Source organism: Bythopirellula superficialaquae, assembly GCF_059632245.1.
In genome coordinates this window covers 2,632,270-2,659,192 of record NZ_CP197426.1, presented here as the reverse complement: position 1 = coordinate 2,659,192, position 26,923 = coordinate 2,632,270, and the positions used below count along the sequence as shown (strand labels likewise).

Below are 26,923 nucleotides of genomic sequence, written 5' to 3'. Positions count from 1 at the left end.
TTATGCACATGTTATTTCGACGACGCCGTGTGCATCACATCCGTATCCACGAACGGATTCATCACCACCAACGGTGCCGGGGCGTTTGAGGCCTTCGTGACTTTGTCTTCTTCAGCCGCCGGCATTTCGACGGACGTTTGCTCGACGTAGGGATTCACGATTTCCTGAGCCGAAACTGTTTCCACGACTTCGGGAGTCATCGTACCGGGCGGATAAGCAAACGGGCTGTAACCGTAACTACGTGGAACCGGAGCACTGTAATACACCGGCGGGAAGGCTGCGTAATAGGGCACCTTCTGAGCCAGCACGGAATACAACCGACCGATGTCCCAGTAACCACCCATACCAAAACCACCCATGCCGCCACAGGCACCGCCACATTGGGCATTTGCTTCACCGGCCACCAAGCCGCACAACAGGGCCATCGTCAACAAACCGCTTCTCTTGATCATCGCCGCAAACCTCAGAGGTGAATCAATCACGCTAGAAAATAGCCATCACAACCGCTATCTCCAGAATAATTGCTCGCCAAAGTATTGCAAATTCAGGCCATTTTCAGCACAAAACAGGTCCGCAAGCGAATTACCAAATCTTGATCCGCTCGGCAGGGGCCCGGTAGAGCTCGTCCCCAGGCTTCACGTCAAACGCATCGTAGAACGCGTCGAAGTTCGAGACGGGACCATTCGAACGATACATGGACGGCGAATGGGGATCGGTCAGCAAGCGATTGACCATCTCGGCATCGCGATATTTGCGCTGCCAACTCTGACCCCATCCCAGAAAGAATCGCTGATCGCCGGTCCAGCCATCGATCACGGGCGCTTCTTTGCCGTCGAGCGCGATGTTGTAAGCCTTATGGGCAATCGACATCCCCGACAAGTCCGCGATGTTCTCGCCCAGGGTGAGCTCGCCGTTTACTGTCTTATCAGGCAGCGGTGAATACTTGCTGAATTGATCCACCAGCTTGGCTGTCTGCTTGTGAAACGCCGCACGGTCTTCGTCGGTCCACCAATCGTTGAGATTCCCATCGCCATCGTACTTGCTTCCCTGATCGTCGAAAGCATGGCTGATTTCGTGGCCGATGATCGCCCCGATGCTGCCGTAGTTGACGGCATCATCCGCAGTGACGTCGAAAAACGGCGGCTGCAAAATCCCCGCGGGAAAGACGATCTCGTTCTGCCCTGGGTTGTAGTAAGCATTCACCGTGTGTGGCGTCATGTACCACTCAGAACGATCCACGGGCTTACCAAGTTTATCGACCATCCGCTTGTACTCGACCTGCGCGGAGCGCATCAGATTGCCCAATAGATCATTGGGATCAACCACCAAAGTCGAATAATCGCGCCACTTGTCGGTGTAGCCAATCTTGGTTGTGATCTTCGAAAGCTTTTCCTCGGCCCGCTGTTTGGTGGCATCGGTCATCCACTCAAGCCCCATGATGCTTTCTTTGTAGGCTTGCATTAAATTGCCGACGAGCTCGTCCATCCGCGCCTTGGCTTCGTGCGGAAAGTGTTCTTTGACATAAATTTGACCCACGGCATCACCCAGCGCACCAAAGCCCCGCTTACCGGCCAGTGCTTCGACGGCCCGCTTCCAACGGGGTTGGAGTTCGGGCACGCCCGCGAGCTGCTTGCCATACAGGTCAAATTGGGCATCGACGTACTCAGCCGGCATGCCGCTGGCGAAACTGTCGATCAATTGATAGCGCAAATATTGCTTCCAAGTCTCCAGCGGCGTGTCCGTCACGAGCCCATCAAGTTCTTCAAAGAAACTGGGGGTCACCACGTTCAACTCTTCGAGATCAACGACCTCGGCCCCATCGAAATATTTATCCCAGGGGATGCTCGGCGAGAGTTTCTTCAGGTCTTCCATCGACTGCTTGTTGTAACGCTTGTGCGCATCGCGAAGCTCGGTCCGCGTCCATTGCAACTTGGCCAACTTCGATTCCAAATCCAAAATCGTTTGGCCGATTTTGTCGTCGTGAGGAAGTTCGCTCAGCTCGAAGACTTTGTTGACATATTTGACGAGTGCCTCCCGAGCGGCCTTGTAGTCTTCTGTGTCTTCCAGATAGTAATCGCGGTCGGGAAGCGAGGTCCCCGATTGAATGATTGCCAGCAGATATTGCGACGAATCTTTGTCGTCCTGATCGACATAAATCCCAATTGGCGAATCAACGCCAATTGTTGCCAAATAGCCAAAGTGCTTGATCAGATCGTCGTGGCTCTTGAGCTGATCGATCGCATCGAGTTGCACCTTGAGGGCTGAGATTCCCTGATTCTCGATTTCTTCTTCGTCCATATAGCTCAAATAGAAATCGCCGATCTGCTGCTCGATGCTCCCCTCGGGATAATCGCCCTCGGTCAGGCGGTCGCAAATTTCGCGAATCGCGATTTGTGCCTCGTCCTCCAAAACGCTAAACGAGCCGAAATTCGATTTATCCGCAGGAATCGGAGTGTGCTTGAGCCAATTGCCGTTCACGTGCAAAAACAAATTGTCCTGCACCCGGATGCTCGGATCGACGTATTTCTTATCAATGCCGGAACGTAATTCCGCGGCAAGCAATTGGCAGGGGAACAGCAGGACGCACATCAAAAGCAGAACAAACCGCATCGGTCAATTTCTCCGGGACAGCAAGCGAATTAAGGGAATGAGTAAGTCTAGACAATTGAACCCAGACGGGCGAGACCGGTCGGCTCGTGAGTGGCGGCGGAGGCTGCTAGAATTGTGCCATGCCGCAACTCGACGTGACCACCTTATTGAGACAACGGGCCCAGGATTTGGGATTCGCGCTCTGCGGCATTTGCCCGAGCCGCTCGCCCGTGGGTGCAGCGCGGCTCGATGAATGGCTCGCCGCCGGATACGCGGGACAGATGCAGTACATCGCCGACCGCCGCGAGGCTTACAACGATCCGCAGCACGTTTTGCCGGGCGTACGGAGCATTGTCATGTTGGGAATGCTGTACGCCACGAGTGACCCCACACCCACGGATTCGACCTCGGGTCGTGTTGCCCGCTACGCCTGGGGGAATGCTGACTATCACGATCTCATTCGTGATCGATTACACACTCTGGCCGATTTTTTACGCGAGCTCGTGCCCGCTGCCAACACGCGCGGCGTGGTGGATACGGCTCCTTTCTTGGAACGCGAATTCGCTCAGCTGGCCGGTCTCGGTTGGGTCGGCAAGAACACTTTGCTCCTTTCCAAACATGCCGGCAGTTATTTTTTTCTCGCCGCTTTGCTCACCGACGTGGAACTGGAGTACGACACCCCGTTCGTTGCCGATCATTGCGGCACGTGCACGGCTTGTCTCGATGCCTGCCCCACGCAAGCGTTTCCGCAACCGTACGTGCTCGATGCTTCGCGGTGCATCAGTTATCTCACGATTGAAATGCATGATGCAGTGCCACTAGAACTTCGCGAAGGCATGCAAGATTGGGTTTTCGGATGTGATGTATGTCAGGAAGTATGCCCTTGGAATCGCGGCGCGCCGAAATCGACGGAACCATCGTTCCAGCCGCAAGCTGATCTCAATCCAGTCAATCTTGTGGAACTATTCGATCTGGATGAAGCCGGCTTTCGCGCACGCTTTCGTCATACGCCGCTATGGCGTGCCCATCGGCGAGGATTGTTGCGCAGCGCCGCCATCGCGATTGGCAATCACGGCGATCCGCAAGCGCTGCCCGCACTTGAAAAGGCTATGAATGATCGCGAGCCTGTGGTTCGCGAAGCTGCTGCGTGGGCGATTGCGCGAATTAATGCTTGTTGCTAGCCGGACCGCCATGCGGCCCGGGGCTGTTGACGATTCCTACTCCTCATCGACAATAAACAACATGCTCCACCCCATCCCCCAAACGCTGCCAATTGGCCCGATCACGCTCGACTTCCCCGTCGTGCAAGCGGCGCTCAGTGGTTACAGCGACACGGCGATGCGGTTGATCGCTCGCCGTTTGGGCGCGCCTTACACGCTGTGCGAGGTGCTGCTCGATCAATTCATCTTGCAAGTTCGCAAGCGCTCACGGACCCACCACATCATGCACGTCGACGACGAAGAGCATCCCGTCGCCGGGCAACTCATGGGGGCTGATCCCAGCCAGTTCGGACCTGCGGCTCAGCGTCTCGTCGAGCAGGGCTTCGACGTGATCGACATTAACTTCGGTTGTCCGGTGAAAAAAGTCCTGGGACGTTGCCGAGGTGGTTTTCATTTGAGCCAACCCGCTGTGGCCATCGAAATCATCGAGCGTGTTCGTGCGGCCGTTCCTGCCCACGTTCCCGTGACTCTGAAAATGCGTCGCGGCATCGACGACACCGCCGAAAGCCGCGATGACTTTTACACGATCTTCGATAAGGCTTACGAACTCGGCGTGGCCGCGATAACAGTGCATGGCCGGACGGTCCAGCAGCGGTACGAGGGTCCTTCGCGGTGGGAATTCTTGCGCGAGTTGAAAGAGTACGCCGGCAACCGCGTCATCCTGGGAAGCGGCGATCTCTTTGATGCTCAGGCCTGCATCGATATGCTCCGCTACACGGGAGTCGACGGCGTGACCGTGGCCCGTGGCGCGATTGGCAATCCGTGGGTCTTTCAACAAACTCGGGCTCTTGCGGCGGGTTTGCCACTTCCCGCTCCGCCGACGCTGTTCGAGCAACGCGACGTGATTGCCGAGCATTACCGGCTGGCCGAAGAACTATATGGCCCTGAGCGTTGTCTGCCAAACATGCGAAAGTTCGGCATCAAGTATTCGCGGCTGCATCCGCAGGGCGAGCTCGTCCGCGCCGATTTCTGCAAGGTGAAACAACCAGGAAGTTGGCGGTCGGTATTAGAAAAATGGTATAGCACCGATGGCCCAGGCCTGCATCCTGTGGTGGAAGAACCGAATCCGCGCTCGATTAGTTGCGCTACAGTACCAAGTTGAATCACTCGCTAGATAAAGAGGTTGAAACGCAAAGATCGCTGAGTGGCAGAGGACCACAAAGTAAAATATCTTTGCGAACCTTAGCGTCTTGGCGAACTCTGCGTTTAAGTTTACCGCCAAATCTTTGGCACCCAGCCACGCAACCGGCCACCGGGCTTTGTCTTTGATTCGTCGGTTTCCTGTGCTTCCGGCTGTTTGGCAATTGCCGACGGCACGCGTTCCAGGGGTGGCACATATTCGACAAGATAGCGCGACCAATACTCGTTCAGCAGCCTCAGGCAATCGACCACCTGATCGTCTTCGAGAGCCGTCTTTGCCGCGAACACCCGTTTGACGAGCTCGCTGCGACGGGAATCGTCAAAACGCAAATCGCACAATGCTACGTCATCGATCAGTACGTTCGCCTGTCCCACGATGTGGAACTGGACCCGGATTTGATTCGCATCCCCCACCGGTAGATCGCTTACCAGCATTTCCAGCGGTTTCCATTGGTTCTCCAGCGCGGGGGCATCAAAGGTCTGCACGCGGCGATAGGTTTGGCCGTTGTCTTCCGTCTCGATGGCAATAGCCAGCCGAGCATCTCCGGAAATTTCCTCGGCACGCACTTGAGCGTTTACGACTATCATGCCGGTTTCGGGCAGCGGGAATAAATGACTTTGCACCGCCACGCCCACGGAGTCCTCGCTCTTGAGTCGTACGGAACGAGCACCACTCCGCATCGCGGTTGTTTCCAATTCGACGGAACCTTTTTCACCCTTGCGCGGTTGCCAGCCGAAAATGCGGCTCGCCGTGTCGTCCAATTCAAAACCAGGATTCTGCAGCTGCGGATAATCGCGAGCGATGTTGAGATTGCCCGTGCGGTTTTCGATATCTTGAATCCGACGCTGCAAATAGGCTCGTGCCAGGGCATCTGAGCTAACTTTGGCTTCACCGGAACGAACACTGGCGTTATCAAACCGCCACACGTGCAAGCCGTAAGGCGCCAACGCCAAGGGCCAGTTTGATCGACCGGTCGTCAGTTTACCTGAGAACTTAGCAAACTCCGTCGTTGCTTCATCGCGGCGGCCTAGTTCTTGCCAAGTCGTTTCCGCAGGAGCATCCAATTCGAGCGTCCCCGACACGGGCCAGGGGGATTCATTCATACACAACAAGAATGTTTCGTTCTCCGTACGACGAAGCTGCATCACAAGCGGCTGCTTGCGCAAAGTGCGCGACTCCGTTCCTTGAGACGGAAGTTCAGCGAGCGACTGCAAATAGTCGCGGTGCTCGGAATCGATCACCATCGGCAAGTATTCGCCCCCTTCGACAACCGTACCTAGCTCGCCGTTGACCAGCGAACGCAGGATCGGCTTTTGATTCAGCGAGCTTGTCGGCATGGATTGTTCAGCCAGGATCAAAAACGTGCGATCCTTGGTATAAGGACTCCGCTCGTCAAACGATGCCAGTCGAGTCTGCCGCGACGGATGAAACACCATCTCATGCGATAAAGAGTTTCCGCCGGCAGTCACATCGTGCAACACGAGGTCGGCGACTTGCTCCTGAACGTGATTTCGCGAGCTGAGGCGGCTTGTATTGGTAATCTCGAGCCCTTCAATCCCTGCCAGTTTGGCCAGATCGATGCCCCGTTCGGCAAGGGCTTCTGAGTTGCGGCTAGGATTCGTCACATACCGCCGCGCCACTTGGGCAAGCGCCTGATCTGCAAACAGATTCTCGGTTGTCAGCACGAGTTTCATATCAGGCCGTTGAGCACGGAGTTGCTTCACGAGCTTAGCATAAAACTGCGTGACTTGCTCAACTCTCCATTCAATCCACGCTTGTCGGTGTCCTCCTGCAAGTGCGGCAGCAACCGTTTCCTGCGGAAGCTCAATGCCGGTGTCGGCACTGAACGCAGCTAAGACTTTGTCGTTCATCGCCACATCCAGCGGGCCAAGCATGCCGTAACCTCGGCTATCAAGCTGCAACGCAATTCCTGTGAAGGATGCGTGCCGGCTGTAGCGGCGGGTGACTTCCATCACCACGGCTTCCAATTCGTGCTGCACGCGCACATCGAGCAGATTGTAACTGGCTTTGCCGCCAGCATCGTTCGAGGTAGTCAATCGCGGTAAGGGGGCGGTCAACTGAATCGTGGGGAGCACTCGTACTTCTTCGCGATCGCAGACCCGCAGCAGCATTTCCAATACGTCTTTGCGTACGGGGTCTTGCCCACACGCCGCCAACAAGCCCGTATCGTAACGCGGAGAGGGCTGCAACATGCTACTAGGGTAGATCGCGCTGCCGTCGGCAGCCACCGAGAGCATCAGGCTGTTGTAGCCCGATAATTTCAAATGCTGTGTGAGACGCCGGGCACCGTCAAGAAATGTCGACCAACTTTGCACGCTAATGCCGCTTGCCGGATCGATAACTTCCGCTGCACCCATGTTTTGTGCAAATAGCGGTTTGGCGATATACCCCGCCACTATGCGGCCATCGGAGGTTGAAGGCGTTTCAGTAACCGAGGCACTAGCCGCATCATCGTGCCGCGATAAGGTAATCTTTCCAAACACGCCCCGCTGCGTCGCGTGCCGATTCACAATCAAGAGTTGGGGACTGCCCGTCCGTGGCCAAAAGACGACGCGGTGAGTGGCCGTCTGTGAGGGATCCGTGGTAATCACGTCATCGACATGCAGTCCCGAATCAAGCACCGGAGCGGTCACACGCCCCGCGGCATCGGGTTCGATCAAACTTACGCCCAAATGTTGTTTCTCATTGATCGGATAGGTGATCTCGACCAAATGGGGCACACCCACTTCGAGCACGGGCAGTGTAAATGCCTGCCACGAAGGATCCTGCGGATTAGTTGACGGCGGGAGTTCCACGAGCCCATGAGTGTCGCCCTCGCGTGCTAGTAAACGCACATTGCCGATCGCTCCTGGGGGCTTGCCGGTGAGCCTGGAAACTTGAGCCCATGTGGGAAAGCGTTGCCACCAACTCGGATTGGCCGGATCAATCGACAACACAGTGAGCCAGTGATCGCCGAGCGTCGGGACTTTTTGATTGGGGTCGATCACCACGAAATCGATCTCGCGCGTGGCGAACGGCTTACTCCCTTGGCCCGGAACAAACCGCGTGGCGAAACCATCTTCGTGTCTAGCGCTCAACGAAAGACGATAAGCTCCTTCCGCGCCGGGGCTCACAACGTCGAGTGCCAATTGCCCATTCGCGGGTGAACCTGTCATAAGGGTTTGTGACGATTGCCAAACGATGGCCTCGGAACCGATCGCTCGCACGACGGCATCGAAGATCACCGGTCCCACGGCCAGTTCTTCAGTGAAATCAGTTTGCAATCGCAACGGCCAATTTTCCTTGGGGGCAAAAATCAAGTTTTCGCGTGATGGAAGGACTCGGAAACGATCTCCCGGACAACGGTATGCCAACAGATAGCTCCCCAACGAATCGATCGGCTCGCGAAGCTGCTCCTTGGCCAACTTGCTCAGCGGAACTTCCACAATTGTCGGTTCGCTCGCCTGTTCCGATTGCATTTCAAATCGCAATAGCGATTCGCTCTCGCCCGCGATGGTGATGTCACAGCCGTCAAAGCCACGCTTTTCCCAGGGAGCGATTTTGATCTGATTGTCGCGCAATTGAATCGCGATGGGGGCATCGGCTTCCATGCCCAGCGGCTGAAGTTCGGTGAGCTTGGCACCTGCGCAACTGATCTGCCCCGTCCAGCGATGTTTAGCACGATCGCCGTTACTCCAAGCAACGCGCAACCGCAGAGTGATGTCCTCGGCAAAGCACTGAGAAAACACTAAGAGCGTGGCGAGCAACGTGAGCATCGCACGGGTGAGCCAGCGTTGTCTGCGCATCGCGAGACACACGCCGCCGTAGAGCTTCCGCATTTTCGGACGTCCTTGTCCGATCATGGCTCACCAAATTGTCAGAGTAAGAGCGAAACAGCTTCGTCGCGCGAGATTCATCCTGAACTTGCGCGTGCTGGCAAATCGCCTAAATTGGGTGGCGGATTGTAGATAGCACGATCATGGGTAGCCAGACCAGTTGAGTGCTAGCCAAGAGAATTTCTGGAAGGCGCCTCGCGGTTGCTAGCAGTTCATCGCCAAGGAGAAACAAGTTCGTCGGGCAGTGCTTGCTCGGCCGTCGCGCTATCACTCAGTAGGGTAACAATTTCCGAACAACGGCTGGCAATGTCGTTCGCTTCCCAACGGTCGTCGGGCTTGGCATAGAGCTCGCTATGTTCACCTCGAACGAGCATCCATGCCGGCGACCGCACCATTTGCTGGTCTTTATTGCTAGCTGTGACAAGGCCGCGGAGCGTAAGTGGCATGCCCCCCAATGCCGGCAGTAGTGACTTTCCGTCTGAACTGCTGGTGCGGAACCAATCGCGCAGCGTGGCCGCAACGTCCTCGGGTTGAGTAAATCCGATCACTCGGGGCAGCGGGGCCAGACTTTCTTGCGTCAGTATCAAACACGGCAAATGCAATTGCTCGCTGTAGAGGGTGGCACAATCGCTGCCGACGCAACCATGTTCTCCCAGAGAAAATCCCCGCGAACCAAGGATCATCGCCAGCTTTTCACTTCCAGCGAGACCCTCAAAAGCTTCAATCGTCCCTGCCACGCACAATTCCAACACACTCACTTGTGCCGCGTAAGCCACACGATACTGCAGCAACTCGTCGGGATCGTCAATGCCTTGCAAGTTCGCAGGTGGATCAACAAACTCCGGGGGCAGCGGGTCTTCCTCATCCATCATGTTTGCACGCAATTCCAACGGCGCGTCCCAGGGCCCGCACAATCCGCTGAAGTGGACCCAGAGCAAGCTATCGGCCTGATGTTCCGCCGCATCTTTTTGCCACGCGGCAAACTGCTCGACAACTCGCGCAAAGAATCGCGCGCCATGAGTCTCTTCACTTTGGTCGACCGACTGATCAGTCGAGAGTTCGACGTGCATCACTTCATCAAAACTATCGGCTTGCTCAGCAATCGTGGGATTATCGGTGATCAACCAACGCCGCGTGGGCGATTTCAACTGCGGGCATGCTTCACGATAAAAATCAGCCAGGGCAGGGGACTTGGCAAGCAGCCATTCGACCACAAGTGCACGGCTCGCGAGCTCATCGAAAAGCGGTGTGGGAAACGCCGTATTCCCATAAGCGCCCAACGCCGACGCACGCAAACCATCCACCGCAATTACCAAAGCCAAGCGATTTTCCATCGCACTACTATAGCGGATAGAAGCGATTTAGCGCAGTGCCTACGCCCTTGCGCCGCGCCATTCTCGCCACACAAGTTGCGGGAAAATCCAGGCATCGCGCAAATAGCGTATCGCCAGCCGCGATGGCTCGGTCGCTAAGCGATGGAACCACTCGAGCCCCATCCGCCGCATCCAGAGTGGTGACCGCGATTTTTCACCGGCGAGGAAATCGATCGTCGCTCCCACGCACAAGGCCACGCGGGCCTGCATTTGGTCGGCGTGACGTTCGACCCACAATTCCTGCTTGGGAGCACCCAAACCAATTAACAGAAGTTGCGGATCGGCATCGGCGATCATTCTCAAAATACGTGTGTTCTCAGCCGGATCATTTTCAAAACCAATTGGTGGCGAATATATGCCCACCACGTCGACGTTTGGCCAACGCTCATGAATGTTCGCCGCGGCCCGTTGCCCCACGCCGGAAGCGGCACCAAGCAAAAACACTCGGAGTGGCTCATTTTTATTCATGCATCCCTCGAATAACGCTGGCACCAAATCGCTGCCGGCCACGCGTTCGGGAAGTGCACGCTGCAATAACCGCGATGCCCACACCACGGGCGCGCCGTCGGCCAGCACAAGTGCGGCGTTGGCATATGCTTGCCGCAAGTCGCTGCGAGTTTGGAACATCACCGCGTGATCGACATTCGGCGTTACCACATAACGGCAAGGCACTTTGTCCGTCGTGCGACACCACCCCAACACCGTGTCAACGGCCGTGGGCATGTCGATCGTGTGAATTCTCATCCCGAAAAGTGAAATCGTGTTGAGCATTGATGACCGGTTCCTCTTCAAGTTGCCAAACGCATGCCGTTCAAGTCTTGCACGGATGCAGAGTTCGCTGGCTTCGATTGCCTTACGGTTTGTGCTCGCAACAGAGCCTGTAGCCCCACGGTCACGCCACAGGTCAAACTCAGGACCCATTGCTCGCTGGGCGAAAGTGTCAGATCGTGGAACAGTGCATTCGTGACATAAGCGATTAGCACAGCGAGCGAAAATAAACCTTGATTACGCATCCAAGCAGCTGCGCTCGTGTTCGCCATCAGTTGCCAGGCCGCACGTCCCCACGCCACCAGCAAGCCGACAAATAGAGTCAAACCGACGATGCCGGTCTCAGTAAGAATGCTTAAAAAAGTGTTGTGATGATCGAGCGGACGGATCGATTCGAGTTCGATTTTTTGGCTGCGATCCGACAAATACGGCATCTTCTTGTCGTAAAACCGGCCAAAGCCGCACCCAAATAACGGATCATCACGGAACATGCGCATCGACACATATACAAACGAGGCCCGTTGATAGACCGAATGCCCTGCATCGCCGTCGGAATCGTCGCGGCCCATGTTGATGACTTTGCCACCGACGAATAGGCCGCCTATTCCGGTTCCCAACACCAAGCCAGCGATCACCGCCGGTCGCCAAGTTTTGGGAAAGTGCAAGAACGGAATGATGGCCAATCCCCCCGCAAGTCCCAACCAACATGATCGAGTGTAGGTATAATAAAGCGCGGCACACATCAGCAGCATCGCAGCCATCAATGCTAACTTGCCCCAGCGTCCGACTTGCTGCCACAAAAACCACGCCGCCCAAAAACAAACCGTTAGATAAACGCCCAAGCTAGCCGACATCAACGCAGGCCCACGCGCACGACCAAAATGCGTGCCAAGTTTCGGATCGGCAATGAAGCGGGGAAACACGGCCCACCACTGCTCTTTGACTTCGGCGATGCCGGTCAGGGCCAAGTACAATCCGAGCAACGACAGCCCCGCGAGTAACCACTTCCAATGCTTGGGATCGAGCTCCGAATTCCGTGCCACCCAATACAACGCCGCCGACATCCAGAACGTCGCGATCAACCGCCAGAATGGTGGCACACTTGAAGCCACGCTGCCCGGTGGTTCCGTCAGCACGCAACGCACCGTCAGATAGCCCACGAGCAACAGCCCCAGCCAATCGGCCCCTGTAAGCGGCGCGATTGAAAACTCCTTACGCCACCACCGCCAAGCAAATAGCGAAACAAGACCTGCGATCAGCACGCGATCCACGGTCAACGGCAACGGTCCCAGCCGGATTTCCCAAAAATCTCGGGTGAGAATATACCCAAAAGCGATGAACACCGTGCATCCCACGAGCAACGAGCCGTGCCGGCTATAGGCCAACGCCCACGCCAAGCCCGCTACGCCGAGGATTGCCAACAAAATTTCCATGTTTCCATCTCGTTAGCAAATGGCACGTATTACGAACCAACGGACGTGGGAACGCCAAACGATGAACCACTTCCCAGTGGCAGCACAACGGAAGAAGTCGCTGGCTTGGTCGTTTCCACTTTGCGGGCGGGGATGGCATTCGCTTCGCGCAGTTTTTTCGTGTAGCTGCTGAAATCAAAGCCCGCGGTCGAAGGCCGTGGAATAACCGGCTGAGTGACTTGCGGAACTTCGGCCAGTGGAACTGTTTGGGGTTCTGTTTGTTTTACGTCTTGTGCTGTTGGCAAACTGAGGAACAGCCATCCCAGACCCAACACCATCCCCGCAAAGGTACCGAGCATCACCACGGTCGTGCGTCCCATTCCCACGGGGTAGGGGCCCGTCTCTGGTGAATCGATCGGGGTCACGAGTTGAGCACTCGCGGCAGCGGCTTGTTTGGCACGAACTTCACTGAGTTGCTTGCGGGCTTCGCTCAAGATGGCGCGGCTGCTGTCGACGCTCGCCACCCGACTTGAATATTCGGCCCGCAATTCCGCCAAGCCATTGAGTCGCGTTTTTAGTCCGGCAATTTGCAAATTCAAAACTTCCAATCGATTGTGGCTCAAGCCAACATCGACTTGCAAACCTTCGACAACCACGGCCAGTTCGCGATGCAACTCCGTCCGAATCCGAACCACGGTTTCCTGCGCGGCTCGCACGTGGGGGTGATCCGCCGTTCGTGTGCCGCTGAGTTTGGAAACTTGCAGTTGGGCGTCAACCAAACCATCTTTGAGTCGCTGCAGGGTCGGTTGAATTTTCAGCAAGCTCCCCGGCATCGCGACAAGCTTTTGTGGATTGTCTTGAGCGCCTTGGAGCACAATCAGCAGGTCTTCCGCCTCGCGTAAGCGAGCTTCGACGGCCCGGCTTTCTTTTTCGAGTTCCACGAGTTGCTGGCGAAGGTCACTTTGTCCACCCATGGCGGAATGCAGAATCCGTAGTTCACCAAGATCGCTACCGACTTGGGCTTCAAACTCCTTGAGTTTGGCATTCTCTGCTCGGTGAATTTCGGCGGAGAGTTCCACCTGCTTTTCCAAATCGTTAATCAATCCTTGCGACCGTTCCTGCCGTAGTTGGCTCAAACGCAATGAAAGTTGTTTGCAGAGTTCACCCACCAAAGCAATCGCCCGTTCGCGGCTGGGGTCCTTCACGCCGAAGTAAAAGATTTCCGTTTTGCCAAATTCCGCGCCGTTGGGTGGCGTCATACTGAGCCGTTTGCGAAATTTTTCAATTTGCTCCGCATCAGGCTCCGTGGCTGGTAGGCCCTCGGCACGATCGACGTTCTTGATTGTGGCGCTGACGACTTGATGACTCTTGGCGAGTTCGAGGATCGTTTCCTGAAAGGTCCGCATTTCGTACAAGTCGGCGAACTTGCCGGGCTGCTTCGCGCCGGTCGAGACCGAAGCCTCCTCGCGCACAACCATACCCTGAAATGCTTCCCAGTTGCGAGTCATAAACGCCGCATACACTAGCGAAAGCAAGCCACAAGCCACCATCGGAATGATCCAATCACGACGGCGCTCGATAATCAGCTTGATACAGCGTTGGGGCGTCAGGTCAAAAGTTTCGGCGTTGTTCATCAGTGTTTCCCTTCCAAGGCACGCCACGGCTGGACAAATATCTCATCCACCCCACGGGGTGATCACCCGCCGGCGAGGAAAAGAACGATTTCACGCGGCATGGGCCGCTAGTTTTCCCTACTAGAACGTAGCTTACGCAGCAAGCGATTGGGTCCAGCTAGGCATGTGACCTCGGTTCGGTGTTGCCAAAACGCCACATGTGGCGAAATCTCCACGGTGTTTTTCCCAAATCCGCGGCGAAATCTGTGTTTTCTGTCCTAGGTTTAAGTACCCGTAACCACATGAAATCCTGTGTAACGCACAGGTTATACGTCGCTCATTAGCTTTTGAAGCCAATCATGCTCGTACGCCCAATCAACAACATCGACGATCTCGCGCCGTTCCAAGCACGTTGGGATGAGCTTGCCGGGGATTGTCCGTTTCGCTGTTGGACATGGCTCACCACTTGGTGGAAGCATTATGGCACAGGCCGCTCACTGAATGTGCTGTTGCTCTTTGACGACGACAATTCAAGTTGCAGTGCTGACGTCAGTTGCCGCAACCAATCACTACCTGCCGAACAGCTCGTCGCCATACTTCCCTTGTACATCGATCACAGCCACACCCAAGGGAGCGTCATGCGGCTGTTGGGCGATGGCGAAGTTTGCAGTGAGCATCTCGATCTGTTGTGCGTGCCTAACGAACTCGATGAAGCGAGCCAAGCACTTGCTGAATACCTCGTGGCACACGCCGACGATTGGGACGCACTCAAACTCACGGCTTTGGCCGAAGGAACGCGGAATCTCGATTCCTTGTTAGTGGCCCTGACAATGGCCAGCTGCGAATTGAATCGCACGGCCGGTGTGAATTGCTGGTCGATTCCTCTGCCAGCCACTTGGGAAGAGTTTCTTGCGATGCAGTCGAAATCGCACCGCAAGCAGCTCCGACAACTCAAAAGCCGAGTCCTTGAGAGCCCGCGCGCCACCGCCTACGAAGTTAGCGACTTCCGTGAGTTTGACGTGGCTTGGGAGATTCTCATCGATCTCCACCAGCGCCGTCGCCTTAGCTTGGGAGAACCGGGTTGCTTCGCGTCGCCCCAATGGGCCAACTTCCATCGCGAAGTCGCTTTGGAATTCCTGATTCAAGGCTGCTTACGATTGTCGGTTGTGGAACTCGATGGCGAACCGATCGCGGCGGAATATCACCTTGCTGGAAATGGCGCCATCTATGCCTATCAAGGGGGCATCGATCCCGAACGTCGCGATGACGAACCGGGGCAACTCTCGATGATACTATGCATCGAACGCGCCATCGCAGCGGGCTGCACACGCTTTGAATTGCTGCGAGGTGATGAACCGTACAAAGCCCATTGGCGCGCCGAGGCTACACCCACAAGCGATATTGAAGTAATCGCGCCACGTACGCTGGCAAAACTGCGGCACTATTCTTGGAATGGTCTTCGCCGCGCCGGCCGCCTGGTCCGCCAATTCACGAACTTGCTGAGTTAACGGAGCGCGTGAATGCTGGACAACTACAAAAGTCAGATTCTGGGACTGTATTACCTAGCCACACTGCCTCAAAGGCGACAAGCGGCTGAGCAGCGATGCGAAGCCGGCACGGTGCCGATTATGTCGCTCTTGTATCATCGCGTTGCCGACACACATCCCAACACCTGGACGATCAGTTGGGAGCAATTCCGTTATGAAATGGAATGGCTGCAGCAGCACTTCGATCTGGTCTCGCTCGAAGAAGCGCAGCGCCGCATTGCCGCAGGCAAAAACTCGCGTCCGACGGTGAGCATCACGTTTGATGACGGCTATGCCGAGAATTGCGACAAGGCGATTCCCTGGCTGATCGAGCAAAAGATTCCGGTCACTTATTTTGTCACCAGCAACAATATTCTCACCGGCCAGTCGTTTCCTCATGATCTGGCCGCCAATTGTCCGTTGCCACCGAACACCGCCGCACAGATTATCGATATGGCCGCAGCAGGCATCGAGATCGGGGCCCACACGCGCTCTCATCCCGATTTAGGTCGAGTCACTTCGCTCGAAGAACTCACCGACGAAATAGTCGGCTCGAAACAAGATCTCGAGGCCTTGCTGGAAAAGCCCGTGCGATATTTTGCGTTTCCTTACGGCTTGCACGAGAACATGACCCCCGCCGGTTTTGCGATTGCCTATCAAGCTGGTTTCGCCGGGGTTTGCTCGGCTTATGGTGCGTACAACATGCCCGGCGACGACAGCTTCCACATTCAACGCATTCACGGCGATCCTCAGTGGTCACGCTTCTTGAATTGGATGACGGTTGACCCCCGCAAAATTTACAAGCAAATTCCGTTTGACACGGGTCCATACCGTCACGCTTTGCTAGCAAACCTCTCGACGGAGGTTTCCCGCGATTAGCGCTCCACACGAAAACTTGGCTTCGGCTCAACATGCCCGCATGCGAACCGACACGCTCGCCGCGAGCGTGGTGATACTGATCGTCGCAACCGTCATTCAGCGCAGCGTCGGTTTTGGCCGAGGCGTGCTGTTCTGCCGGTGGTTGTCCCCAGAAACGCTTGGCCAATGGGATATGGCGTACAGCTTTTTGCTGCTGTTCGCGCCTCTCGCCGTGTTGGGCATACCCGGTTCGTACGGCCGTTATCTGGAACATTACCGCCAGCGCGGCCAATTACGTTTGTTCTTAAAACGCACGATGATTTGGACAGCCGTGTGTAGTGCTGTTTCGATCTTGATTCTGCTCGGTTTCGCGCCGCAATTCTCCAGCCTTGTGTTTGGCACCGACGGCAGCGTGAGCAGTATTTACGCGATTGCAGCTTGCCTGGCGGCAGTCATCTTACATCACACTCTGACTTCGCTGTTAACGGCGCTGCGACTGTTCCGCGTCGTTACGATCATGAATTTCCTACAGAGCCTGCTCTTTGCTGGTCTGACACTCGCCTTGCTCACCAAGCATGTCAGTGTGTTGAGCATCGTAGGTGGCTACGGGTTTGCTTGTCTGATCGCATCACTGTGGGGCATCTGGTGGGTCTGGCCGGGACTCAAGTCGGAAGAAGCAACAACGACCCATATTCCGCACCTTGCATTCTGGTCGCGGCTTTTGCGGTTTGCCTTATTTGTCTGGGTTACCAATCTGCTTTCGCACTTGTTTGCCGTGGTCGACCGCATGATGGTCCTGCATTGCAGTGGCCTGGATTCGGTCGTTGCCCTCGAACAAGTCGGCAACTACCACAGCAGCCGAATCGTGCCGCTGTTGTTGGTCTCGTTTGCCGATTTGCTCAGCGGTCTGATTATGCCGCATCTGAGTCATGACTGGGAATCAGGCCGCCGCGAACAGGTTGGCCGTCAATTGAACCTCGCCGTCAAGCTCTCTTCGCTTGGTATGCACGCCGTGGGGATGGGAGTGCTGTTGCTCTCCGCATTCATGTTCGACGTCATTTTGCAGGGCAAGTACAACGATGGGTTGGCCGTGCTGCCGTGGACACTCGCCGGCTGTGTGATCTCAGGAACGTATGTCGTCGCGCAAAACTACTTGTGGTGTGCCGAGCACCCACGACTCGCTGCCTTGCCATTGGCCATCGGCTTGTTGGCCAACATAATGCTCAATTTTCTGTTCATTCCCTGGTGGGGTTTGCATGGTGCCGTGTTGGCCACGGCCATTTCGACCGTACTATGTCTGGCCATCATTTTGCTGTTGAGCCAGCGTCACGGCATGAAGCTCGATCCCGGCACGTGGATCACCTGCGCGCTGCCCGTCACCTTGGGTTTCGGCAGTTACGTCGCCACCGCGGCCTTTGTGCTAGTCGCAATTGTTGGACTCAGCACCAACTTGATTCTCGACGCCGAAGAACGCTCCCAAATGCACATGTTGTGGGAGATGGCTCTCAGCAAACTGAGATCGACTTTTCCCAAGCTCACACCAGCACGTACAACCGAAACATTATGAACGCCCACGAAAATAATCATCCGTTGCGCGTTTTGTTTCTCGTGACCAGCATGCCCGTCGGCGGTGCTGAAACACTGCTCCTCAATCTGGTCCGTGGCCTCAATCGTCAGCAATTCTCTCCCCAGATTGCTTGCCTAAAAGAACGCGGGCCCTTGGGCGAAGAACTCGCACGCGAAATGCCCGTGTATCACAATTTGATTTCGTGCAAGTTCGACCTCTTGGTGTTGCCTCGTTTGTGGCGGTTGATGCGTAAACAAAAAATTGACGCCGTGGTCACCGTCGGGGCAGGGGACAAAATGTTTTGGGGACGTCTGGCCGCAAAACTCGCCGGCGTGCCCGTAATCGCTTCCGCGCTGCATAGCACGGGCTGGCCCGATTCCGTGGGTCGCTTGAATCGTATGCTTACTCCGCTGACCGATGCCTTCATCGGTGTGGCCGATGCCCACGGCCAGCACTTGATCGAAAACGAGCATTTCCCTGCCGAGAAAGTTCAGATCATTTACAACGGCATCGACACCGCGCGATTTTGTCCTGGTGACAAATTGCACGCCCAGCAAGATCTAGGACTGCCCGTCGATTCCAAAGTCGTCGCCATTCTGGCCGCGTTAAGGCCTGAAAAGAATCATGCGATGTTTCTCTCTGGTGCGACCGAAATTTTTCGCCGGGAACCTCGCGCAAGATTTCTAATCATCGGCGACGGCCCACTGCGCGGCGAATTGGAACACCTCGCTCAACAATGGGGCGTGGCTGACGTAACGCAATTCCTGGGCTCACGTCACGACGTCGAGCACGTGCTGCAGGCCGTCGATGTGTTGGCCCTCACGTCGCACAATGAAGCCAGCCCTGTTTCTATTCTCGAAGGACTCAGTTGTGGCGTTCCTTGCGTGGCCAGCAACGTCGGCTCGGTGAGTGAAACGGTGATCGACAATGTAACCGGCAAATTGTTTCCTGAAGGAAATCAAACTGCCTATGTCAACGCAGTTCTCGAATTGCTGGAGAATGACATCTTGTGCGAAAAATTGGGCGCAGCAGGCCGGCAATTGGTGATCGAAAGTCGTTCGCTCGATGCGATGGTGCGCGGCTACGAATCGTTGCTCGCACGAATTTATTCGCTCAAGACCAAGCAATCCGTCGCACCGGCAACAAGTTCCACCCGTAAAGCCGCCTCCGTCGGAATGCGGTAGACGGGACTCTCTTCCGTCAGGGCTAACGGCTGGATAGGATAGAGGGTTTAGGGCAAAACGGAAATCGATCACAAACACTTCCAGCAAAGTTCCATCCACTTGTTCAGGCTCGTTTGATTGCCATCCGAACCAAAGTTCACACCTAGCGCATGATTACCGAGACCCTGCTAACTTGGACCGCCCGCATTATCAGCGGTGTCAGCGTGCGCTGGGTCGATTCGCAGCCCGACACTTGCCAACGTGTCTACTTCGCCAACCACACGAGTCATCTCGACGTGGTGCTGGTCTGGTCGGCACTGCCGTCCGACGTGCGGCATCTCACACGACCGATTGCCGCCAAAGATTATTGGGACCGCGGCATCCTGCGGCCTTATTTGGCCAAGGTGTTTAACGCGATGCTCATCGACCGCACCGAAATCAAGGTCCACCAAAGCCCGGTCGACATGATGCTCCGTGAAATTGGCAACACGCATTCACTGATTTTGTTTCCTGAGGGAGGCCGTAGCCCAGGAGAAGAAGTCGGCGAATTCAAAAGCGGCTTGTACTATCTGGCCAAGAAACGGCCTGATCTGGAATTGATCCCCGTTCACATCAATAACATGAATCGGATCTTACCCCGTGGCGAATTTCTCCCCGTGCCGCTGTTGTCGTCGCTGACTTTCGGACCTCCAATGTGGCTCGAAGCCGGCGAACCAAAAATGGATTTTTTGAATCGCGCCCGTATGGCCGTACTGAATTTGAGGAATTCGTGATCATGCAAAACTGGGGATTGATCGGCACTGTTTTGCTGCTCTTGATCGGAGCCACCTTCGGTGGACAATGGCTGAAGCGCCAAACGACGCTCGGTTTGGATCAAAAGGCCGTTGATTCCTTCAACAGCCGCATCCAAGTTTGGTGGTTCTTTTCGATCGTCTTGGGAATTGCCTTTTTTCATCCCACAACGACCGTCGTGCTCTTCGGGCTGTTGTCATTTTGGGCCCTGCGCGAATATATCACGCTCACCCCCACGAGCATCGGCGATCATCGCGCTCTATTTTGGGTGTTCTGCTTCTTTACGCCGATGCAGTTTATTCTCGTTGGACTTAACTTGTATGGCTTTTACAGCATTCTGATCCCCGTCTACGCGTTCCTGTTTCTTTCCACACGTGTGGCAATCTCTGGTGATTTCCACCGCTTTTTAGAGCGCGTTGCCAAGATCCAATTTGGTCTGCTGGTGTGCGTTTACTGCTTAAGCTTCGCACCCGCATTGCTTTTCATGAAACTCGAACAGGCCGACACCGACGCATCGGTCAACGCGCGGCTTCTGTTCTTTTTCATTACGATGGTGCTCTTTTCCGAGCTCGCTCAATTCCTGTGCAGCCGCTCGTTTGGCAAACATATCATTGCAGAAACGATCGACGAATCGCGCACCTGGGAAGGCTTGCTCGGCGGGGCGGGGGCCACCGCAGTTCTAGGAATCATTCTCTACTGGGCCACGCCGTTTGAATATTTCTGGCAAGTGATGATCATGTCGGTGCTGGTCGCGTTTATGGCGTCAGCGGGAGCACTCACCATGGCCGCCATCAAGCGAGATCGTGGGGAAGTCCGCTCAGGAACGCTCATCGAAGGCCACGGCGGAGTTTTGAGCCGCATCGACGCGATCTGCTTCGCAGCCCCGGTGTTTTATCACGTCACAAAGTATTTCTTCGTAACCGCGTGATCCCCAAGCTTATGGCAACTGAACCACTTCACCGTCTGCCATGGCAGAGAGCGATGCCAGAATGCTCTGCTCTGTTTCTTCGTTAAGAAAATGGACAGAACCGTCGGCAAAAACCATATTCGCGCCGTCACCGTGCAGGCTGCCTGCGCAGCCAAATGATCTTAGTCGACCGCGGTCTGGTTCTGCTATCACACCGGGCCAAGTGTAAACATTGATCAAATTCTGTCCGACATCTATGCCGGTCATTACCCAAGCCCGATATCCCCAGGCACTTGTTTGCCCGTTGTAAACGGTTCTCATAGTCTCGGCAAAAGCGATCGTCGTTGATAGACCATCGCTCACGTTTCTGTCGCTAACAACGCTGTTCTCACCAAATATGGGTCGCTCATTTTCAGGCAATCGATGCCATGCTTTACAGTCATAGCGTGCAGTTGAGCTAAAATCATAATTGGACTTCGCACCCGCTATTCCCGGAGCCGCTGCATAGTAACCGCTTGCAGGCACAAAGACTTCGCCCGAATCCGAAGGGCAAAGAAGTAATGAAATGATATTCGTCGACAGCTGAGCGTTGCCACTAGTAACCGGGTTACCAATCAACGGCCCTTTCGCATCAGTCGGCGAACAACATGAATTATTACCAGCCATCACGTCAGATGCTGCGTGCTGATTGTTGAATTGACTATCAATCGTCTGTTCTTCTAAATAGGGGAGTAAAAATACTAAGCCATTCCAGTTGCGAACGTCCCATGAGCCTGCAAGCTCTGGGTACCGACACCAACCATAGTCCGCACCGGCAAACGGAAATTTCTGATGGGCCGCATGATAGTTCTGCAGAGCTAAGCCCAACTGCTTCATGTTGTTCGTGCACTGCGTGCGCCGCGCCGCCTCGCGTGCTGCTTGCACGGCGGGTAACAACAGAGCGATCAGAACGCCGATGATTGCGATCACAACCAGCAGTTCAACCAGTGTGAAGCCTGTTGGCCGGCGCAAGTATGGAGATGATCGATTCAAGGTTGCTAATCCGGAGGAGGTGCGACAACATCCTCTAGAATAGTCTTCCCAGGCGGCGTATCCCACCTATTTAAACGGGTTTAGCAACATGATTTTCCTGGCTAGGTACCGCCAAACCGGTACAAACGATCCCAGAAACCGCCAAAATGCCCGCCGTTAGCAGAAACGCTGTGTTAATGCCCCAATGCGTGACGGCAAATTCAGCACTCCGCGGGCCGATGGTCGCCACGGTCCAGGCCCCCCCCATCATCAGGCTGGAAGCCAAATTCGCCCGATGCGGCAACAAATGCTGCGCGAGCGCAATCGAAATCGGAATCATCGCCGAGAAACCAACCCCCGCCATGGCCGCGCAAACGTAAGCCAACTTCACGGGCATTAATGGCAGCACAGCCACCACCGGTGAGAAGACCAGCGGCACGAGAATCATCGGCATCCGCTCGCGGTTGGCGTGCACAAACCGTCCCGCGAAAATGCCCCCCATCGCCATACCCAAAATCATCGCAGCATTGAGATTTCCCACCGTCGGAGCCGCCGATTTTGCGACGTGTTCCAAGCTCCAATTCGTGTGCTGCGCCGCGACGTTATCTTGAGCCCAACGCACGAATAGATAAACCAATGCCGTGTTCACGCAATACCGCAGTGCCGACGACACATACAAATACCACACGCTCTTCCAATTGTTCTTGATTACGCTCAAATCGAGCGATTGCTTGGAATGAATCTGCACTGCCGGCAGCAAGGATTGGCATCGATAGACAAAAATTGCCAAGAGGATCGCTGGCAGCGCAATGTACGGCAGCGTCTCGAATCCGTAGCTCGTGGATAGCCAGCGAGGAAAGATCATCGCACCGACCACGCCACCCACCATGCCAGCCACGAAGTGAATGCTTGCCGCCGAATTGCGGCGGTGCTTATACATCTGGGCGACGGTCGTCGCCGCGATGGGATGAAACACGCCGTTGCCGATCATGCCGGCGATATAAGCCAGTCCCAACAGGGTGCTTGTTTCGGTAAAGCCGATCGCCGCAAACCCAAACCCAGCGAGTAAGATCCCCACCACGGTCATAATCCGCGTGCGGAACCGGTCGCTCATCACGGCACAGAGTGGCTGCGCAAGTCCCGAGGTCAAAGACCCCAAGCCGATCAGCCACGCCGATTGTTCAGGTGTGAGGCCCGCCCGAACTTCGATCAGTCCCAAGCTCGCAGGCAGCAGCGTCGACAACGCATCGATAAAGAAATGGCCCAGCGACAAGGCTAAGAACGCGAGGCCGATGCCACTCGCAAATTCGCGTTTCGCGTCAGCTTCGAGCAGGACACCTTGGCTCATGGAAAGATCGTCGATGGAAATTCAAGAAGGTGGGAAGATGGGCAGGAATTCGCCACAGCTGTCCGCTAGGACAGGACCATGGTGCCGTCCCGAAAGACATGACCAATCCTACCGACCGACTTCCTCACGGACCACACCAATCAGAAGGAAGTTCGCGCTTAGAAAAGGCAATTCCACGGCTAAGAACTATTCCATTCGCCAACCCGCGGCGCGGGTTTTGGTCTGAATGCGGCACAAATACATGTCCGCGGTGATGTACAACACCGAGCCATCGCCCCCCCAGGCGCAATTTGCGGTCGCCACGCCGGTGTTAATCCGCCCCAAAAGTTTCCCTGCCGGCGTGATGACATGAATCCCACCCGGGCCGGTCGCAAACAGATTTCCCTTGGCATCGACTTTCAAGCCATCGGTCGAACCCTTGAGTCCTTTTTTGGCCAGCGGCAAAGCATCGTAAAAAATTCGGCTGTTAGAAACCGCCCCATCTTCGGCAATATCAAACGCCCGAATGATCGGCGCGCTGCCGTCACTTTGCGCGACATACAAAATTTTCTCGTCCGGTGAAAACGCGATGCCATTCGGCCGCGTCATTTCCTTGCTCACGAGTGTCACTTCGCCGTTGGGGCGAATGCAAAACACGCCACAGAAGCCGTATTCCTGATGCTCATCCTTCTCGCGATTCGGCAAGCCGTACGGCGGATCAGTAAAATAGATATCGCCCGTCGAACGAACCACAACATCGTTGGGGCTATTGAAGCGCTTGCCGTCATAGCTATCGGCAAGCGTCACTTTGCCTTCTCCAAAGGCCATCGACGACACCCGGCGGTCGCCATGTTCGCAGGAAATCAATTGCCCCTTGCCGCCGAGCGTCAAACCGTTGCTCCCTGGCTCGTCACTGTAACGCCCGATGCCCGTATAGCCGGAGGGCTTTAGGAATTCGCTGATTCCTTTGCCTTCTTGCCATTTGAAAACCGTATTTTTCGGCACATCGGAGAACAACAAGTATCCCCCATCGCGCGGCACCCAGACCGGCCCTTCCGACCACTCAAAACCCATCGCCAGCACTTCGATCTTGGCATCAGGATCCACGAGTTCACTGAGCGCAGGATCATCCTGCACCACCTCGCCGATAGTCGGAAAATTGCTCATGTTCTGGGCCCAACCAACCTGAACGCCAAGCGCCAACAGCGCAGCGAATAACACCACGGATTTCATCAAATCTCCCTCACACAAACGAGAAGCAAAGCACGTGCCACACTAGAATACTCTCTAAAGTGTATAAACGCGAGACGTAGGGCTTGCCCTTACCAATAGGTCAGCACAAATTGAGTTTTAAGACGAAAACCTTTAATTCAGGAAACCTATCATGATCCAATCCCTCTCGGTTTCACTCGCTATTTTCTGCATCGCATCCACGCTCGCACACGGCGAAGAATCTGGCGAAAAATTCACAGCAACGATCACTAAGGAAGTCGCCGCTCCCTACCTCGTAGTGACCCCCGAAGGTTATAGCAAAAAGAAAACTTATCCGTTGTTAATCTTTCTGCACGGACGTGGTGAAAGCGGAGACGATCTTGAGAAAGTCGCGATTCACGGCCCTTATAAGACCGTTGCTGACTTGAAGCTGCCATTCATCATCGTTGCGCCTCAAACACCCATTGATGAACGTTGGGATGTCGACATGCTCTCAGCCCTTGTCGACCACGTGCTCGAGGAATTACCCGTCGACGAAGATCGTGTCTATCTCACGGGTCTCAGCTTGGGAGGATTCGCTACTTGGGATCTCGCGATACGCCGGCCGGAAGTCTTCGCCGCGATTGCTCCAGTTTGTGGCCATGGCAAACCTTCGCAAGCCGCCAAGATTAAAGATATTCCCGTTTGGGCTTTTCACGGTGCGCTCGATCCCGTGGTCTCGCTTGCGGGAATGACCGATATGATCAACGCACTTTATGCCGTGGATAACGACGCACGCTTCACAGTCTATCCTAATGCCGGCCACGACAGTTGGACCGAAACTTACAAGAATCCCAAACTCTATGAATGGCTCCTAAGCCACAGTAAATCAGAATAGGGATGGATGGTTTAATACCCAAGGCCGCTACTTGAGGTCTGTTGTTTTATAATTCAAACTGCGATTTTGGAAATGCTGCCTATTCCTTGATACTCATCAAGAATTCAGCGTTTGACTTCGTCTTACGCAGGCGAGTGGTCAGCAAGTCCATCGCATCCGCGGGATTCATTTCGTTGAGAACACGCCGCAACATGCAGACACGGCGATACTCTTCGGGATCCATGAGCATCTCTTCACGGCGGGTGCCGCTCTTGTTGATGTCGATGGCCGGCCAGATGCGCTTATCGACCAATTGGCGGTCGAGGACGATCTCTTGATTGCCGGTGCCCTTGAATTCCTCGAAGATGACTTCGTCCATGCGGCTGCCGGTGTCAATCAAGGCCGTGGCGATGATCGTCAGCGAGCCACCCTCTTCCACTTTACGGGCAGAACCGAAGAACCGCTTGGGCCGCTGCATCGCGTTGGCATCGATACCGCCAGAAAGGATTTTGCCCGAATTGGGGCATTCCGAGTTCCACGCCCGCGCCAACCGCGTGATCGAATCGAGGAACACCACCACGTCCCGGCCGTATTCGACCATCCGCTTGGCTTTTTCGATCACCATTTCAGCGACCTGAATATGCCGCGCGGCGGGTTCGTCGAAGGTCGAACTGATCACTTCGCAGTTCGGACCTTTGACTTCGCGTTCCATGTCGGTGACTTCTTCGGGCCGTTCATCGATGAGCAGCATCACGACATGCGCGTTGGGATAGTTGGCCAGTACTGCTTTGGCCATCTTTTGCATGAGGATCGTCTTGCCGGCACGCGGCGGGCTCACGATCAAACCGCGCTGTCCGAAACCGATCGGCACGATCATGTCGACCACGCGCATCTCGATTCCCTCGGGACTGGCCTCGAGGGCAATTCGCGAGTCGGGATGAACGGGAGTGAGATTGTCGAAGAACACCTTGCGGGAGAGCAGATTGGGATCTTCGCCGTTGATCGCTTCTACGCGCAAGAGCGCGAAATAGCGTTCGTTTTCCTTGGGGGGACGAATTGTTCCCGAGACGGTCGCGCCAGTGTGCAAACCGAACCGACGAATTTGGCTGGGCGAAACGTAAATATCGTCAGGGCACGACAGATAGTGGTAATCGGGGCTACGCAGGAAGCCGAAACCATCGGGCAGGATTTCGAGCGTCCCCTCGCCAAACATCATGCCGTCGAGCTTCACCCGCTGCTTGAGGATGCGGAAGATCAGGTCCTGCTTCTTGAGACCAGCGGCTTCTTCGACCCCTTCAGCCTCGGCGACTTCGATCAATTCGGGCATGCCCATCTTCTGCAGCGCAGCGATGTGCATATTAGCATCGGGCTTATCGGTCCGCTCGATGGACTTACCAACGCGACGCACCCGCTCGGCGGCCTTGTCGAGTTCCTCGGCAATCGAAAGGGGCTCTTCGCGCTCAAGTTCGGCGAGAGCTTCGCGGTCGATGTAAGTGCCGTTGGATTCGAGGGGACGACGATGGCGGTGCTGCGAGAAACTACGGCCAGACCTTGTACCGTGGTTGCCGGTTTCGGACATGACAACAAACTCCTGAAAAGCGAGGGTATTGGCGCGCGAACGGCGCCGGCGGGAAAGTTAAAAGCGCGGATCTATGAGGAGGCACTCCAGTGGAGATACTCCGCATTATGGCAGGAAAGCAAACAAAATGGAAAGCGAATTTGGCGGGATTTTTTTGACACTCGATTCGTGTC

Annotated in this window: 20 protein-coding genes; 9 read left to right on the top strand and 11 right to left on the bottom strand. The window is 55.4% G+C overall.

All coding sequences use genetic code 11. The annotated features are described in order from the left end of the window. Nucleotides 1–11: 11 nt before the first annotated feature. Both SH678x_RS10880 and SH678x_RS10875 read right to left on the bottom strand, forming a co-directional pair. Nucleotides 12–452: a hypothetical protein gene (locus SH678x_RS10880; RefSeq protein WP_496922936.1), complete on the bottom strand. Its 441-nt coding sequence runs from the start codon at nucleotides 450–452 to the stop codon at nucleotides 12–14. 130 nt (nucleotides 453–582) lie between these two features. After that, the gene (locus SH678x_RS10875) at nucleotides 583–2,610 is read right to left on the bottom strand and encodes a M13 family metallopeptidase (RefSeq protein WP_496922935.1); all 2,028 of its coding nucleotides are present in this window, start codon (nucleotides 2,608–2,610) and stop codon (nucleotides 583–585) included. A gap of 119 nt (nucleotides 2,611–2,729) precedes the next feature. On the opposite strand from SH678x_RS10875, the gene queG reads away from it, so the two are divergent. Both queG and SH678x_RS10865 read left to right on the top strand, forming a co-directional pair. Next, nucleotides 2,730–3,770, top strand: coding sequence for a tRNA epoxyqueuosine(34) reductase QueG (queG, locus tag SH678x_RS10870; protein ID WP_496922934.1), 1,041 nt, complete (start codon nucleotides 2,730–2,732; stop codon nucleotides 3,768–3,770). Between the two features lie 61 nt (nucleotides 3,771–3,831). Continuing rightward, nucleotides 3,832–4,911, top strand: coding sequence for a tRNA dihydrouridine synthase (locus tag SH678x_RS10865; protein ID WP_496922933.1), 1,080 nt, complete (start codon nucleotides 3,832–3,834; stop codon nucleotides 4,909–4,911). Between the two features lie 110 nt (nucleotides 4,912–5,021). Here SH678x_RS10865 and SH678x_RS10860 read toward each other — a convergent pair whose 3' ends face one another. From SH678x_RS10860 to SH678x_RS10840, 5 genes are all read right to left on the bottom strand, one after another. Continuing rightward, the gene (locus SH678x_RS10860; RefSeq protein WP_496922932.1) at nucleotides 5,022–8,789 is read right to left on the bottom strand and encodes a hypothetical protein; all 3,768 of its coding nucleotides are present in this window, start codon (nucleotides 8,787–8,789) and stop codon (nucleotides 5,022–5,024) included. A gap of 209 nt (nucleotides 8,790–8,998) precedes the next feature. Further along, nucleotides 8,999–10,120, bottom strand: coding sequence for an alkaline phosphatase family protein (locus tag SH678x_RS10855; protein ID WP_496922931.1), 1,122 nt, complete (start codon nucleotides 10,118–10,120; stop codon nucleotides 8,999–9,001). Between the two features lie 39 nt (nucleotides 10,121–10,159). Further along, the gene (locus tag SH678x_RS10850; RefSeq protein ID WP_496922930.1) at nucleotides 10,160–10,930 is read right to left on the bottom strand and encodes a WecB/TagA/CpsF family glycosyltransferase; all 771 of its coding nucleotides are present in this window, start codon (nucleotides 10,928–10,930) and stop codon (nucleotides 10,160–10,162) included. A gap of 17 nt (nucleotides 10,931–10,947) precedes the next feature. Continuing rightward, nucleotides 10,948–12,360 (bottom strand): O-antigen ligase family protein, encoded by a 1,413-nt coding sequence (locus SH678x_RS10845; protein WP_496922929.1) that lies wholly within the window; start codon nucleotides 12,358–12,360, stop codon nucleotides 10,948–10,950. Between the two features lie 29 nt (nucleotides 12,361–12,389). Then, nucleotides 12,390–13,973 (bottom strand): GumC family protein, encoded by a 1,584-nt coding sequence (locus tag SH678x_RS10840; protein ID WP_496922928.1) that lies wholly within the window; start codon nucleotides 13,971–13,973, stop codon nucleotides 12,390–12,392. A 338-nt stretch (nucleotides 13,974–14,311) separates the two neighbouring features. Here SH678x_RS10840 and SH678x_RS10835 point away from each other — a divergent pair, with 338 nt between their 5' ends. From SH678x_RS10835 to SH678x_RS10810, 6 genes are all read left to right on the top strand, one after another. Next, on the top strand, nucleotides 14,312–15,460 hold the full coding sequence (locus SH678x_RS10835; RefSeq protein WP_496922927.1) for a GNAT family N-acetyltransferase: 1,149 nt from the start codon (nucleotides 14,312–14,314) through the stop codon (nucleotides 15,458–15,460). A 12-nt stretch (nucleotides 15,461–15,472) separates the two neighbouring features. After that, nucleotides 15,473–16,357, top strand: a complete 885-nt coding sequence (locus tag SH678x_RS10830) for a polysaccharide deacetylase family protein (RefSeq protein ID WP_496922926.1) — start codon at nucleotides 15,473–15,475, stop codon at nucleotides 16,355–16,357. Between the two features lie 40 nt (nucleotides 16,358–16,397). Further along, nucleotides 16,398–17,903, top strand: coding sequence for a lipopolysaccharide biosynthesis protein (locus SH678x_RS10825; RefSeq protein ID WP_496922925.1), 1,506 nt, complete (start codon nucleotides 16,398–16,400; stop codon nucleotides 17,901–17,903). Beyond that, nucleotides 17,900–19,087, top strand: coding sequence for a glycosyltransferase (locus SH678x_RS10820; RefSeq protein ID WP_496922924.1), 1,188 nt, complete (start codon nucleotides 17,900–17,902; stop codon nucleotides 19,085–19,087). The genes SH678x_RS10825 and SH678x_RS10820 overlap by 4 nt, the downstream gene beginning before the upstream one ends. A 149-nt stretch (nucleotides 19,088–19,236) precedes the next feature. After that, on the top strand, nucleotides 19,237–19,839 hold the full coding sequence (locus SH678x_RS10815; RefSeq protein ID WP_496922923.1) for a lysophospholipid acyltransferase family protein: 603 nt from the start codon (nucleotides 19,237–19,239) through the stop codon (nucleotides 19,837–19,839). A gap of 2 nt (nucleotides 19,840–19,841) precedes the next feature. Continuing rightward, nucleotides 19,842–20,786: a phosphatidate cytidylyltransferase gene (locus SH678x_RS10810; RefSeq protein WP_496922922.1), complete on the top strand. Its 945-nt coding sequence runs from the start codon at nucleotides 19,842–19,844 to the stop codon at nucleotides 20,784–20,786. 9 nt (nucleotides 20,787–20,795) lie between these two features. Here the strand turns inward: SH678x_RS10810 and SH678x_RS10805 are convergent, their stop codons facing one another. From SH678x_RS10805 to SH678x_RS10795, 3 genes are all read right to left on the bottom strand, one after another. Beyond that, nucleotides 20,796–21,797, bottom strand: a complete 1,002-nt coding sequence (locus SH678x_RS10805) for a DUF1559 domain-containing protein (protein ID WP_496922921.1) — start codon at nucleotides 21,795–21,797, stop codon at nucleotides 20,796–20,798. A 70-nt stretch (nucleotides 21,798–21,867) separates the two neighbouring features. Continuing rightward, entirely contained in the window at nucleotides 21,868–23,124 is a 1,257-nt protein-coding gene (locus tag SH678x_RS10800) for an MFS transporter (protein WP_496922920.1), read from the bottom strand. A gap of 186 nt (nucleotides 23,125–23,310) precedes the next feature. Further along, nucleotides 23,311–24,336: an SMP-30/gluconolactonase/LRE family protein gene (locus tag SH678x_RS10795; protein ID WP_496922919.1), complete on the bottom strand. Its 1,026-nt coding sequence runs from the start codon at nucleotides 24,334–24,336 to the stop codon at nucleotides 23,311–23,313. A 151-nt stretch (nucleotides 24,337–24,487) separates the two neighbouring features. Between SH678x_RS10795 and SH678x_RS10790 the strand changes: the two genes are divergently transcribed. After that, entirely contained in the window at nucleotides 24,488–25,192 is a 705-nt protein-coding gene (locus SH678x_RS10790) for a carboxylesterase family protein (RefSeq protein WP_496922918.1), read from the top strand. 79 nt (nucleotides 25,193–25,271) lie between these two features. Here SH678x_RS10790 and rho read toward each other — a convergent pair whose 3' ends face one another. Continuing rightward, nucleotides 25,272–26,750: a transcription termination factor Rho gene (rho, locus tag SH678x_RS10785; protein WP_496922917.1), complete on the bottom strand. Its 1,479-nt coding sequence runs from the start codon at nucleotides 26,748–26,750 to the stop codon at nucleotides 25,272–25,274. Nucleotides 26,751–26,923: the final 173 nt, after the last annotated feature.

What these genes read in the sequence shown, in the direction of transcription:
- SH678x_RS10880 (WP_496922936.1), bottom strand. Translation starts at nt 452, where the DNA reads ATGATCAAGAGAAGCGGTTTGTTGACGATGGCCCTGTTGTGCGGCTTG.
- SH678x_RS10875 (WP_496922935.1), bottom strand. Translation starts at nt 2,610, where the DNA reads ATGCGGTTTGTTCTGCTTTTGATGTGCGTCCTGCTGTTCCCCTGCCAA.
- queG (WP_496922934.1), top strand. Translation starts at nt 2,730, where the DNA reads ATGCCGCAACTCGACGTGACCACCTTATTGAGACAACGGGCCCAGGAT.
- SH678x_RS10865 (WP_496922933.1), top strand. Translation starts at nt 3,832, where the DNA reads ATGCTCCACCCCATCCCCCAAACGCTGCCAATTGGCCCGATCACGCTC.
- SH678x_RS10860 (WP_496922932.1), bottom strand. Translation starts at nt 8,789, where the DNA reads ATGCGGAAGCTCTACGGCGGCGTGTGTCTCGCGATGCGCAGACAACGC.
- SH678x_RS10855 (WP_496922931.1), bottom strand. Translation starts at nt 10,120, where the DNA reads ATGGAAAATCGCTTGGCTTTGGTAATTGCGGTGGATGGTTTGCGTGCG.
- SH678x_RS10850 (WP_496922930.1), bottom strand. Translation starts at nt 10,930, where the DNA reads ATGCTCAACACGATTTCACTTTTCGGGATGAGAATTCACACGATCGAC.
- SH678x_RS10845 (WP_496922929.1), bottom strand. Translation starts at nt 12,360, where the DNA reads ATGGAAATTTTGTTGGCAATCCTCGGCGTAGCGGGCTTGGCGTGGGCG.
- SH678x_RS10840 (WP_496922928.1), bottom strand. Translation starts at nt 13,973, where the DNA reads ATGAACAACGCCGAAACTTTTGACCTGACGCCCCAACGCTGTATCAAG.
- SH678x_RS10835 (WP_496922927.1), top strand. Translation starts at nt 14,312, where the DNA reads ATGCTCGTACGCCCAATCAACAACATCGACGATCTCGCGCCGTTCCAA.
- SH678x_RS10830 (WP_496922926.1), top strand. Translation starts at nt 15,473, where the DNA reads ATGCTGGACAACTACAAAAGTCAGATTCTGGGACTGTATTACCTAGCC.
- SH678x_RS10825 (WP_496922925.1), top strand. Translation starts at nt 16,398, where the DNA reads ATGCGAACCGACACGCTCGCCGCGAGCGTGGTGATACTGATCGTCGCA.
- SH678x_RS10820 (WP_496922924.1), top strand. Translation starts at nt 17,900, where the DNA reads ATGAACGCCCACGAAAATAATCATCCGTTGCGCGTTTTGTTTCTCGTG.
- SH678x_RS10815 (WP_496922923.1), top strand. Translation starts at nt 19,237, where the DNA reads ATGATTACCGAGACCCTGCTAACTTGGACCGCCCGCATTATCAGCGGT.
- SH678x_RS10810 (WP_496922922.1), top strand. Translation starts at nt 19,842, where the DNA reads ATGCAAAACTGGGGATTGATCGGCACTGTTTTGCTGCTCTTGATCGGA.
- SH678x_RS10800 (WP_496922920.1), bottom strand. Translation starts at nt 23,124, where the DNA reads ATGAGCCAAGGTGTCCTGCTCGAAGCTGACGCGAAACGCGAATTTGCG.
- SH678x_RS10795 (WP_496922919.1), bottom strand. Translation starts at nt 24,336, where the DNA reads ATGAAATCCGTGGTGTTATTCGCTGCGCTGTTGGCGCTTGGCGTTCAG.
- SH678x_RS10790 (WP_496922918.1), top strand. Translation starts at nt 24,488, where the DNA reads ATGATCCAATCCCTCTCGGTTTCACTCGCTATTTTCTGCATCGCATCC.
- rho (WP_496922917.1), bottom strand. Translation starts at nt 26,750, where the DNA reads ATGTCCGAAACCGGCAACCACGGTACAAGGTCTGGCCGTAGTTTCTCG.